Raw genomic sequence first — 12,177 nt, forward strand, 5'->3', positions numbered from 1 at the left:
TCAATTTCGCGCTGTCTTCATTTGCTTTGTATAACTTTTGGTTGAAAGCGCTCATACATCTCCTATCATAGCAGTAAGTGATGCTTTTGTGCACCTACATGCTCATATAAAAGCGTACATTATTTCTGTGATTGCTCATCGCTAAATAAACGATCTACACCTTGCGTTACTGTTAATTGCCCATTGAGGATTTGGCGCTCTAGTAACTGCACTTGTTCCTTGCGATTTGGGTCTCCGTAAAACGCATCAATTAAATGATCCGTAATCATAGATTGGAACCAATCTCTCGTTTGTTTTTGACGTCGGATAGACCAATAGTTATTTGCTTCTACCGTTTGCCTAAATTCACCGATTGTATCCCACACTTTATCGAGTCCCTTTTTCTCCCACGAACTAACTGGCATGGCAGTAGACATCCAACCTGGTGTTGCAGGTTGAAGGAAATGCAATATTTGCTTGTACTCGGAAACGGTTTTTTTCGCTAGTCGAACATTGTCACCATCCGCTTTATGCACAACAATTGCATCCGCCAATTCCATAATGCCCTTTTTCATACCTTGAAGCTCATCCCCTGCACCTGTTAACACGAGCAACAGGAAGAAATCGACCATACCGCGGACGTATGTTTCACTCTGCCCAACACCAACGGTCTCAATTAAAATGACATCGTAGCCCGCTGCTTCACATAAAAGCATCGTTTCGCGCGTCTTCTTATGGACACCCCCTAGGGTACCAGCAGACGGTGATGGACGAACGAATGCATTCGGCTTTTTCACCAGTTCTTCCATGCGCGTTTTATCGCCTAAAATACTGCCCCCTGATAATGAAGAACTCGGGTCTATTGCAAGGACCGCTACTTTTTTACCCATCTCACATAACATCGTTCCGAAAGCTTCAATGAAAGAGCTTTTACCAGCCCCTGGTACTCCCGTAATCCCTATACGAACACTGTTGCCTGTATGCGGTAAAAGTTCCTGTAATAACTCCTGAGCCTGTGCTTTATGGGTACTATTCGAACTTTCAATGAGCGTAATGGCTTTTGACAACTGTACACGGGAGCCTGCACGTACATCTCGTGCAAGCCCCTGTATATTAAGGTTGTCCGCCTTTTTCTTTCGGAATTTTTTCGGTACACCATACTGCATACCATCGTGAGATGCCTCCACGCCACCCATGACAAATAGAGCACTTTCCTGCATCCCTTTGTTTTTGTCCATTATTTAGACACTTCCTCGTAACCTAAACGTTTATAGATTTCCTCAATAATTTTAATGGCAGATACAGGTATTACTGTACCAGGACCAAAGATCGCCACAGCACCTGCTTCATAAAGGAATTCATAATCTTGTGCTGGAATAACGCCACCAACGATAATGATAATATCTTCACGACCAAGTTTTTTCAGTTCAGCAACCAATGCAGGTACTAAAGTTTTGTGACCTGCTGCTAATGACGATACGCCGATACAATGTACGTCATTTTCAACAGCCATTTGCGCAGTTTCTTCAGGTGTCATAAATAGTGGTGAAATATCTACGTCAAACCCTAAGTCAGCATAGCCAGTTGCAATGACTTTGGCACCTCGGTCATGTCCGTCTTGTCCCATTTTCGCAACTAAAATACGTGGGCGACGACCTTCATTTTCAAGGAACTCATCTGTCATATTTTTCACTTCAGTAATTTGTTCTTCGTCAGAGAAGTTAGCAGAATAAACGCCTGAAATGGAACGGATGATGGCTTTATGACGACCAGATACAACCTCGATTGCATCAGAAATTTCTCCCAGTGATGCACGAGCACGCGCTGCATCTACCGCTACTGCAAGTAAGTTTTCCTCACCATCTTGTGCAGCTTTCGTTAAGCGTGCAAGATGTTTTTGTACTTCTGCCTCATCACGAGCTGCTTTCATAGCATCTAAACGCTCAATTTGCTTTTGACGTACTAGTGTATTGTCGATATCAAGAATGTCGATTGGCTCTTCTTTGTCCAGACGATATTTGTTCACACCAACGATTGTTTCTGATTTCGAGTCAATTTTCGCCTGACGTTTCGCCGCAGCTTCTTCAACCTTCATCTTAGGAAGACCTGTTTCAATCGCTTTTGCCATACCACCAAGTTCTTCAATTTCTTCGATTAACGCCCAAGCAGATTCAGTGATTTCATCTGTTAGTTTTTCAACATAATATGAACCACCCCATGGATCAATCACTTTTGTCATGGCTGTTTCTTCTTGTAAGAATAACTGCGTATTACGTGCAATACGTGCAGAGAAATCTGTTGGTAAAGCAATTGCTTCGTCAAGTGCGTTCGTATGAAGTGATTGCGTATGCCCCATTGATGAAGCATTGGCTTCGATTAATGTACGCGTTACGTTATTGAATGGATCTTGCTCTGTTAAAGACCATCCAGAAGTTTGTGAGTGTGTACGTAATGCCAATGTCTTTGGATTTTTTGGATTGAACGTAGACATCATTTGCGCCCAAATACGGCGTGCAGCACGCATTTTTGCCACTTCCATGTAATAGTTCATACCAATCGCCCAGAAGAATGATAAACGTGGTGCAAAGGCATCGATATCAATACCCGCTTTTAACCCTGTACGAACATACTCAAGTCCGTCGGCTAGCGTGTAGGCAAGTTCAATATCATTTGTAGCACCTGCTTCTTGAATATGGTAGCCCGAAATAGAAATAGAGTTAAATTTCGGCATGAATTTCGCAGTATATTCAAAAATGTCCGCAATAATTTTCATCGACATTGCAGGTGGATAAATATATGTGTTACGCACCATGTATTCTTTTAAAATATCATTTTGAATTGTTCCAGCTAGCTGGTCTGGTGTTACCCCTTGCTCTTCAGCAGCAACGATGTAGAAGGCAAGTACTGGCAGTACAGCACCATTCATCGTCATAGATACAGACATTTGGTCTAACGGAATTTGATCAAATAAAATTTTCATATCTTCGACAGAGTCAATGGCAACCCCAGCTTTACCAACATCACCTGTAACGCGTGGGTGGTCTGAATCATAACCACGGTGCGTTGCTAAGTCAAAGGCAACTGAAAGCCCTTTTTGACCCATTGCAAGGTTACGTTTATAAAAGGCATTTGATTCTTCAGCCGTAGAGAAACCTGCATACTGACGAACTGTCCAAGGACGCGCAACATACATAGTAGGGTATGGTCCACGTGTATTCGGTGCTATACCAGCTACATCATGTAAATGTTTCACATCTTTAATGTCATCTTTTGTATAAATATCTTTAATTTCAATACCTTCATTTGTCATGAATTTTTCATCTGACGCCGCAGGAGCTTCAGTTGATAATACGTTTTCGATTTCAATTGCACTAAAATTAGGCTTGCTCATCGTTGGACCTCCTTCATGCTAGCGAACACTGAATTTAATTTTTCAATGATGTTCTGTCCTGCGAAAATAAAGCCGTTTAAGCCATTTGCTAACCAAGCTTCTTCTTCGTCTTTAAATTTACCTGCAACATCTACAATTACGTTTGCTGGTTTTTTAGCTAAAATTGCTGGTACTAATTCTTTTGTAGTATCGTCATTGCCTGCAATAACAACATATTTTGCTTCAGTTGTATTTAGCCAAGCGAGCGCTTCCTCAACTGTTGCTACTGGTTCGCTTTTTTCTGGTACTAGACCAACAGTGTTTAAGAAACCAGATACAAAGTCTGCACGAGGTTTTGAACTTTTTAGTGAACCTAATGCTAGAATTCCTGTTTTCACATTGGCAGCAGTCATTTGTGCACGCAATTGCTCAAACGGAATCGAAATGCGCTTAACATCTGCAAATAATGGGTTCGTTTCACTTTCAAGTACATCTGCTGGATTTGCATAAATATTCGTACCGATAACCGATTGTTTGCGTGTTTGTGCTGCTTTAATTCGCGCTTGGTAAGATACTTCTAATGCTTCTGCTAATTTACCAGATGCCGCATACGCGTCCATACCACCAGCAGCTTCAATTTCTAAGAATAATGCCCAAGCTTCTTTTACGAAATCCGCTGTTAATGATTCAATGAAGTATGAACCACCGGCAGGATCTGTTATTTTTAAGACATTTGTTTCTTCTTTTAACACTAAAGATACATTTCGAGCAATACGAACAGATTGTTCTGTAGGCTTCGTTAATGCATCATGTGGGTGAACTGTAAAGACATCCGCACCGCCAATTAATCCAGAAAGCGCTTCATTTGCTGCACGTAGTAAATTTACGTAAACATCCAATTTCGAGAAGCTTCGTAGAGAAGTTTCCGCAAGCGTTGGAATTTTTACATTCCCTTCCACACCATATGCGGATGAGAACGCTTTCCAAAGTACTTTAAATGCACGTAACTTCGCAATTTCTGTGAAGAATTGTGTATCAATCGCAAATGAAACATAAAATTTTTGTGCAAAAGCTTCAAAGTTTTCTTCTTGCTCTGCATATTTTGCTGCAATAGCAAGTGCATAACCTAATTCTTGTACGGCATTAGCGCCTTCATTATGGTAAGTTACTGTGTTTGCACTAATAGTTCGTACATTTGGCAATCCTTCAAGCTTGATAGGGCTTTTAGCTACAATATACCCATTCACAGTTTCACGCTGTTCATTTGTGATGTTGTCGAATACTGCTAACAATGGGTCATTCTCGTCTTTTACCGTTATTTTAAACGAATATTCAGAGAAATAAGGAGCTAGTTGTGCCAATATTTCTTCAGACCATTCAAAGTTAACACGGCTATCAATTGTCACAATCTCATTACCACGAGCTAAACTATCATCAAGTTGAGCGAAAAATGCTTCACTTGTTTCTGCATAAACTTGCTGTGCCACACGAAATACTTGACTATTTTGTAGGGAACGGATTGTGGCAACTTGTTTATCAAGTTCATCTCCAAGTTTTGCTACTAAACTTTCTTGTGTGTAAAGTGGTTCTAAAGTAACACCCTCACTTGTTTTCGTTAAAAGAGACTCGAATGGTTTCCCTTTTAAAGCTTTGATTGCTGCATCTTGCCATTCTGAATAGGACGGCTTTTCAAATTCAATATTTTTCATGTTGTTTGACATGCGGACGCTTAATCAGCTTCCCCCCTTAGTAGTTTCTATTTGTTATTCTACATGACAAATTGCGACTCGAAAAGCAAAAAAAAATCGGAAACCGTTATACAACAGGTTTCCGACAAGTCATCAGTAGACTGACGTCGAAGATTTATTTGTATTTTCGAGTATTTCTTTTACTCTATTTAGGAATTTACCACAAACTAATCCATCTAATACGCGATGATCTAAAGATAGACATAAATTTACGATATCGCGTGCCGCAAACATTCCACCAGGTAAAACAACTGGTTTTTTTACAATACTTTCCACTTGCAGGATGGCAGCTTGCGGATAATTAATAATGCCCATCGACTGCACAGAACCGAAAGCACCCGTATTATTAACTGTAAAAGTACCACCTTGCATATTGTCCATTGTCAGTTTCCCCGTGCGTACTTTTTGGGCAAGCTCGTGAATTTCTTTAGCAATCCCTTTAATGGACTTTTCATCAGCGTGTTTTATAACAGGGACAAAAAGTGCATCGTCTGTTGCTACCGCAATGGAAATATTTATGTCATGTTTTTGGATAATTTTATCACCCGCCCACATAGCGTTCATCATTGGGAACTCTTTTAAAGCTTGTGCAACGGCCTTTACAAAGAACGCAAAGTAGGTAATATTAAAACCTTCCTTTTGCTTAAAGTCCATCTTTATACTATCCCGATAAGCCACTAAATCCGTTACATCAACTTCCATCATCATCCAAGCATGTGGGACTTCTTGAGCACTACGTACCATATTATTCGCAATGGCACGGCGCACATTCGTTACTGGAATTTCAATGTCGCCTGTTTGCAACACTGGCGAGGATGCGATTGGTTTTGTTGGTGTTTCGATAGCGGCAACAGGTTGGCTACTAGCCGTTGTTGCAACTGGCTCAGAAGGTGTTACATCTTTTGGCGTTGGTATATTTCCTGCGTCAATGAGTTGTTGTAGATCTTTTCGTGTAATACGGCCACCCTCTCCTGTACCAACAACTTGCTCAAGTGGAATATCATGTTCTTGCGCCAGTCTAAGTACAGCAGGCGAATAGCGGTTTTTTTGCTGTCTCACTGAATTTGCTGATGCAATAGGTGCAGTAACTTCCTTCGGAGACTCTTGTTTTTTCTGAATCCCTGCATTTAATATTGCCGCACTTACTGTCGACTTTTTCGCAGGCAAAGACGCTGGCACTTCACCGTCACCTGCGATTTCAATGGAACAAACCACTGCTCCAACTGGTAACGTTTGCCCTTCTTCTGCAAGTAATTCTGTAATGACCCCTTCAAAAGAGGATGGGATTTCTGCATTTACTTTATCCGTCACAACTTCTGCTAATGGATCATATTTTTTTACTGTATCACCTGGTTGTACGAGCCATTTTTCGATTGTACCTTCTGTTACGCTTTCACCGAGCTGTGGCATCGTAATGCTTTGAATCGCCATTATCTTTTCCTCCCATCAATTACGCCTCCATCTAGTCAACCCGAATTTTGAATTGTCCATTTACAGCATGCCATTGCAAAATTCGAGACAACTAGTTGAGAAGCTTCAACTTATATTTCGCAAGCCTTTGAGCCTACTCAAAAGAGACTACTAATTAGATATGCATCTCCTGATAGGAGATTTTTAGAATGCAGCTAAATCTCTCAATGCCCGCTCTACTTTTTCAGGATTTATCATGAAAAACTTTTCCATCGTAGGTGCATATGGCATCGCAGGTACATCTGGTCCAGCTAAACGTTGAATAGGCGCATCAAGGTCAAATAAGCAATGTTCTGCAATAATGGCAGCAACCTCACTTATAATACTGCCTTCCTTGTTATCTTCTGTCACAAGCAATACTTTTCCTGTTTTACTTGCCGCTTCAATAATGGCTTCTTTATCTAACGGATACACTGTACGTAAATCTAAAATATGGACAGAGATGCCATCTGCCGCTAAACGCTCGGCTGCCTGTAAAGCGAAATGAACGGCTAGACCGTACGTAATGACCGTAACGTCTTCCCCTTCTCGCTTCACATCTGCCTTGCCGATTGGTAATGTATAATCGTCTAATGGGACTTCCCCTTTGATTAGGCGATACGCACGCTTATGTTCAAAGAATAATACCGGATCTTCATCACGAATTGCTGCCTTTAACAAGCCTTTCGCATCATACGGAGTGGAAGGAATAACAATTTTCAAACCGGGTGTTCCAGCAAAAAGTGCTTCTACCGATTGTGAATGGTAAAGCGCTCCGTGAATCCCACCACCAAAAGGAGCACGGACTACAATCGGACAAGTCCAGTCATTATTGGAGCGATAACGGATTTTCGCAGCTTCCGATACAATTTGGTTCACAGCAGGCATAATAAAGTCTGCAAACTGCATTTCAGCAATTGGGCGCATGCCGTACATTGCCGCGCCAATACCGACTCCTGCAATGGCACTTTCCGCAAGCGGTGTATCTAACACACGATACTCCCCAAACTGCTCATAAAGACCCGTAGTTGCTTTAAAAACGCCACCTTTACGACCAACGTCCTCTCCTAAAATGAAAACTCGTTCATCTCGTTCCATTTCTTCCTTCATCGCTAATGTAATCGCATCAATATAAGACATTACTGCCATTACACGTCACCTCCGTCCACTGGTGCATATACGTACTTCAAGGCATCCTCTGGTTTAGCATATGGAGCTGCTTCTGCATAGTCCGTCGCTTCATTTACTTCGGCCATCACACGCTCTTCTATTTCAGTACGAAGAGATTCCGTCATAATGCCAGCATCTTGTAAATACTTTTCAAACAATACAATCGGATCCTTTGCTTTCCCTTCCGCGATATCTTCAGCTGTACGATATTGACGATCATCATCATCCGAAGAGTGTGCAGTTAAACGGAATGTCACCGTTTCTATTAAACTTGGACCTTCACCGCTACGAGCGCGTTCTGCCGCCTCTCTGACAACCTTATAAACTTGCAGTGGACATTTGCCGTCTACCGTTACGCCTGGCATGCCATAGCCAATACCACGATCGGATACTTTTGCACAACCTAACTGGCGTTCCACTGGTACTGAAATAGCATATTGATTGTTTTCTACCATTATAATTACGGGTAGCTTATGCACACCGGCAAAATTCGCTCCTTCATGGAAATCACCTTGGTTGGAAGAACCTTCTCCTAACGTAACAAAGGCGATGAAATCCTCCTTTTGCAAGCGTCCCGCAAGCGCCACACCAACAGCATGCGGAACTTGTGTTGTTACTGGTGAAGAACCAGTCAAAATGCGGTTTTTCTTTTGCCCAAAATGTCCAGGCATTTGGCGGCCGCCAGAGTTTGGATCTTCAGCCTTTGCAAATGCTGATAACATCAGCTCTTTTGGCGTCATACCAAAATGTAAGACTACGCCCATATCTCGATAATACGGTGCAATATAATCTTTATTTTTATCTAGCGCAAATGCTGCTCCCACTTGTGCAGCCTCCTGTCCCTGACAAGAAATTACAAATGGAATTTTACCTGAACGGTTTAATAACCACATGCGCTCATCTAATCTTCTTGCCATTAACATCGTTTCGAACATAGCAAGGACATCTTCATTTGTTAACCCTAAATCTTCATGTTTCAGTTGAACGTCTTGCATATGAACACCCCTTTCACATTAGAAAACGTGCTAAAGTGCCTGTTTTTTTTTGCACAAGCCCCTTTAGTATCTCAATTTATGTCGGTCTTTTTATCAGTTGCAACTCGGCGTAATGTCTGTAGACGCATTAAAAATGAATAGCTCGCTTATCGACAGCTAAAGCTGATTCCACTAATACTTCATTTAATGATGGATGTGGATGGATTGCTTGACTAATTTCCCAAGGAGTTGCATCTAATAATTTCGCTAATGAAGCTTCTCCTATTAAATCTGTTACATGCGGCCCTACCATATGAATACCCAAAATATCGTCCGTTTTTTCATCGGCTATTATTTTAACAAAACCATCTGATTCTCCATTAACAAGTGCCTTACCTATTGCTTTAAAAGGAAATTTACCAATTTTTAATACATGCCCATTTTCGCGAGCAGCACTTTCCGTCAAACCGATACTAGCCACTTCTGGGAAGGAATAGACACATTTTGGTACTTGCAAAACATCTAACGGCGCTACTTTTCCTGTCGCAATGTGTTCAATAGCGGACAAACCTTCATGTGAGGCAACATGCGCCAATTGTAAACCACCGATCACATCTCCAATGGCATACATATGTGATTCCTTTGTTTGATAAGAATCGCGTACTTGAATAAAGCCGTTGTCGATTTCAATATCGGTATTTTCTAAACCAATGCCATGTATGTTTGCTTCACGTCCAACACAAAGCAATAATTTCTGTGCTTCAAATCGCTCCTCATTATCCTGAAGCTTCGCCGAAATGTAAACGTTATCATTTTCTATTTTAAAGCTATCTGTATTTAACCGAGCATTCGTCACAATGCGCACACCACGATTTTCAAGCTGCTTTGTCACTTCTTTTACAATATCCGCATCCTCGGCTGGTAAAATCGTAGGACCGTATTCAATTACAGTTACAGCTACTCCAAAATCACAAAGCATAGATGCCCACTCGATGCCGATTACACCACCACCAACAATCAATAATGAAGTCGGTAATGCTTCCATTTGCAATGCATGGTCTGAATTCATGACGTACTTCCCATCAACCGTTAATCCTGCCATTCCTCGTGGCTTCGATCCTGTTGCAATCACAACATTGGTTGGAACAAGCATTTCATTTTCCTCGCCATTGCGCATCTCTACTGATATAGTACCTGGCATTGGTGAGAAAATAGATGGGCCTAAAATTCGACCTGTTCCTTCATAAACATCAATTTTGCCTTTTTTCATCAGTGTATTCACACCTTGGCTTAATTGCTCTACTATTGCTTGTTTGCGCGCTTGCACCTTATTGAATTGCAAGGTAACACCTGTAATCTCTACACCAAATTCACTGGCAGTTTTATTGGCCATACGATATACTTCAGCACTTCGAAGTAATGCTTTACTCGGAATACAGCCTTTATGTAGACAAGTACCACCAAGTCGTTCACGTTCCACAATAGCTGTTTTTAAGCCTAATTGTGCCGCACGAATAGCTGCGACGTAGCCACCTGTCCCTCCCCCTAAAATAACAACATCATAATTTTGAGCCATATGTTATTCCTCCTTATGAGAAAAGTGCTAAAGCCTCTCTCTCCTAACTGGCGTCATAGTGCAATCCATCGAGGAAAAGCGCTGTATCGCCACAGGTAACAATCTCTATCTGAAAGACATTGCAACGAAAGGTGTACGTCATTTATTGTAATGACGAATCTATTAGCCTAGACATTTATTTACTACTATTTAAACAGAAGAAGTCGACAATGCGACTTCTCTTTAGCGAATAGACGTTGTTAACGACCGTTCAAAATATTCTTTTCATTTTTTAAGAACTGACTACGCGATTTCGCTACGCGAGCAATACGTTCTTCCGCCAAACGATTTGCCGCAACATATGTTGGAATACTATCACGTTTGGAAATTTCAAAGATCTTTTCAATACTATCGTAAATACCATCTACACGTTTCATCGCACGTTCACGATTATAGCCATATAATTCGTCTGCGACATTGATTACACCACCTGCATTAATAACATAGTCAGGTGCATAAACAATGCCTAGCTCGTGTAAATAATCTCCATGTCGTGAATCTTGTAGTTGGTTATTAGCAGAACCCGCGATTACTTTTGCTTTTAATTGCGGAATCGTTTCGTCATTTAAAATAGCGCCAAGTGCACACGGTGAGAAAATATCAACTTCTTGTGAATAGATTTCATCAGGTGCAACTGCTGTAGCGCCAAAATCATTGACAACACGATCAATAGCCGCTTGGTTAATATCTGTTACTACAAGTTTTGCACCTTCATTATGTAAATACTCGCAAAGCTTGTAAGCAACGTTTCCTAGCCCTTGTACCGATATAGTACGCCCTTCTAGCATATCCGAACCAAATGCTTCTTTCGCCGCTGCTTTCATGCCACGATAAACGCCATAAGCAGTTACTGGTGAAGGATTACCCGATGAACCAAACGCTGGTGAAATACCAGTAACATAATTTGTTTCCTCGTGGATTAAATCCATATCTGTTACGGTTGTACCAACATCCTCAGCTGTAATATAGCGACCGTTTAGCCCTTGAATGAAACGACCTAAAGCACGGAACATTTCTTCGTTTTTATCTTTAAATGGGTCCCCAATAATGACCGTTTTTCCACCGCCAAGGTTTAAACCAGCAGCTGCATTTTTATATGTCATCCCACGTGCTAATCGTAATGCATCCTCAATCGCATTTTCTTCTGTCGCGTAGGTCCACATACGAGCACCACCTAATGCTGGCCCAAGTGTTGTGTCATGGATAGCGATAATCGCTTTTAACCCAGATGCTTTGTCTTGGCAAAATACCAATTGTTCATAATCATACTTTTCCATATACTTGAAGATTTCCATGAAAACTCGCCCCTTTGCTTTGGAAAGTGCAACCCCTAATGCCCATCCCAATCAAATTTTAAAAAAATGATAAAACTGTTTTGCAATGGATAATATCGCTCCATTTAATTTTACAATACTGACAAATTCACAATTTCGCAACTATTATTACACTTTTCCTACTAAGTAAGAATTTTCTAAAAATTCAGTTACGATTGCTAGATTTTGAGCTTCTTCCTGCGCTTTTACGAGACGCCTTAGATTCATAGGCTTTCTTGACATTCCATTATCCACAGGTACAATTAAAGTTAGGTATGAGGAGGGACATGTATGGCTCGTTTTGCTGCGTTTATTGTCATGCTAATTCCAGGTCTAATGGCCGCAGGTGGCATTAAATTTATGCGTGATACATTATTCGGTAAGCTCATCTCACCTTTCCCATTTTTATGGCTGCAATTTGTTGTTGGCATCATTTTCTTTGTTGTCGGCTTTGGCTTTTTCGCAGGCTTTTTATTACACCGCGATCGAAAAAAAGGAAAAGTGGCTCCGCGCTTCCAAAAAAAATAAAAATAGCTATCCAAATAGGCCACAGAACTTT

Annotated in this window: 9 protein-coding genes; 1 reads left to right on the forward strand and 8 read right to left on the reverse strand. The window is 41.1% G+C overall.

Annotation, left to right across the window (positions count from 1 at the left end; all coding sequences use genetic code 11):
- Positions 1–119 precede the first annotated feature (119 nt).
- From meaB to MHH88_RS13375, 8 genes are all read right to left on the reverse strand, one after another.
- The gene (gene meaB / locus MHH88_RS13340) at positions 120–1,217 is read right to left on the reverse strand and encodes a methylmalonyl Co-A mutase-associated GTPase MeaB (RefSeq protein ID WP_069513104.1); all 1,098 of its coding nucleotides are present in this window, start codon (positions 1,215–1,217) and stop codon (positions 120–122) included.
- Positions 1,217–3,370, reverse strand: coding sequence for a methylmalonyl-CoA mutase (gene scpA / locus MHH88_RS13345; protein ID WP_069513103.1), 2,154 nt, complete (start codon positions 3,368–3,370; stop codon positions 1,217–1,219). The genes meaB and scpA overlap by 1 nt, the downstream gene beginning before the upstream one ends.
- A complete protein-coding gene (locus MHH88_RS13350) occupies positions 3,367–5,070 on the reverse strand; it encodes a methylmalonyl-CoA mutase family protein (protein WP_339258659.1) in 1,704 nt (567 codons plus the stop codon). The genes scpA and MHH88_RS13350 overlap by 4 nt, the downstream gene beginning before the upstream one ends.
- A 120-nt stretch (positions 5,071–5,190) precedes the next feature.
- Complete coding sequence (locus MHH88_RS13355; protein WP_339258661.1) at positions 5,191–6,528, reverse strand: dihydrolipoamide acetyltransferase family protein; 1,338 nt, start codon at positions 6,526–6,528, stop codon at positions 5,191–5,193.
- 183 nt (positions 6,529–6,711) lie between these two features.
- Positions 6,712–7,695: an alpha-ketoacid dehydrogenase subunit beta gene (locus tag MHH88_RS13360; protein ID WP_024361156.1), complete on the reverse strand. Its 984-nt coding sequence runs from the start codon at positions 7,693–7,695 to the stop codon at positions 6,712–6,714.
- Positions 7,695–8,711, reverse strand: a complete 1,017-nt coding sequence (locus MHH88_RS13365) for a thiamine pyrophosphate-dependent dehydrogenase E1 component subunit alpha (RefSeq protein ID WP_339258664.1) — start codon at positions 8,709–8,711, stop codon at positions 7,695–7,697. The genes MHH88_RS13360 and MHH88_RS13365 overlap by 1 nt, the downstream gene beginning before the upstream one ends.
- 127 nt (positions 8,712–8,838) lie before the next feature.
- On the reverse strand, positions 8,839–10,266 hold the full coding sequence (lpdA, locus tag MHH88_RS13370) for a dihydrolipoyl dehydrogenase (RefSeq protein ID WP_339258666.1): 1,428 nt from the start codon (positions 10,264–10,266) through the stop codon (positions 8,839–8,841).
- 239 nt (positions 10,267–10,505) lie between these two features.
- Positions 10,506–11,600: a Glu/Leu/Phe/Val dehydrogenase gene (locus MHH88_RS13375; RefSeq protein WP_069513098.1), complete on the reverse strand. Its 1,095-nt coding sequence runs from the start codon at positions 11,598–11,600 to the stop codon at positions 10,506–10,508.
- A 309-nt stretch (positions 11,601–11,909) separates the two neighbouring features.
- Between MHH88_RS13375 and MHH88_RS13380 the strand changes: the two genes are divergently transcribed.
- On the forward strand, positions 11,910–12,146 hold the full coding sequence (locus MHH88_RS13380; RefSeq protein WP_010859733.1) for a DUF2627 family protein: 237 nt from the start codon (positions 11,910–11,912) through the stop codon (positions 12,144–12,146).
- The last annotated feature ends 31 nt before the right edge of the window (positions 12,147–12,177 follow it).

Source organism: Lysinibacillus sp. FSL K6-3209, assembly GCF_037976175.1.
Classification (GTDB): Bacteria; Bacillota; Bacilli; order Bacillales_A; family Planococcaceae; genus Lysinibacillus; species Lysinibacillus sphaericus_D.

What these genes read in the sequence shown, in the direction of transcription:
- meaB (WP_069513104.1), bottom strand. Translation starts at nt 1,217, where the DNA reads ATGGACAAAAACAAAGGGATGCAGGAAAGTGCTCTATTTGTCATGGGT.
- scpA (WP_069513103.1), bottom strand. Translation starts at nt 3,370, where the DNA reads ATGAGCAAGCCTAATTTTAGTGCAATTGAAATCGAAAACGTATTATCA.
- MHH88_RS13350 (WP_339258659.1), bottom strand. Translation starts at nt 5,070, where the DNA reads ATGTCAAACAACATGAAAAATATTGAATTTGAAAAGCCGTCCTATTCA.
- MHH88_RS13355 (WP_339258661.1), bottom strand. Translation starts at nt 6,528, where the DNA reads ATGGCGATTCAAAGCATTACGATGCCACAGCTCGGTGAAAGCGTAACA.
- MHH88_RS13360 (WP_024361156.1), bottom strand. Translation starts at nt 7,695, where the DNA reads ATGGCAGTAATGTCTTATATTGATGCGATTACATTAGCGATGAAGGAA.
- MHH88_RS13365 (WP_339258664.1), bottom strand. Translation starts at nt 8,711, where the DNA reads ATGCAAGACGTTCAACTGAAACATGAAGATTTAGGGTTAACAAATGAA.
- lpdA (WP_339258666.1), bottom strand. Translation starts at nt 10,266, where the DNA reads ATGGCTCAAAATTATGATGTTGTTATTTTAGGGGGAGGGACAGGTGGC.
- MHH88_RS13375 (WP_069513098.1), bottom strand. Translation starts at nt 11,600, where the DNA reads ATGGAAATCTTCAAGTATATGGAAAAGTATGATTATGAACAATTGGTA.
- MHH88_RS13380 (WP_010859733.1), top strand. Translation starts at nt 11,910, where the DNA reads ATGGCTCGTTTTGCTGCGTTTATTGTCATGCTAATTCCAGGTCTAATG.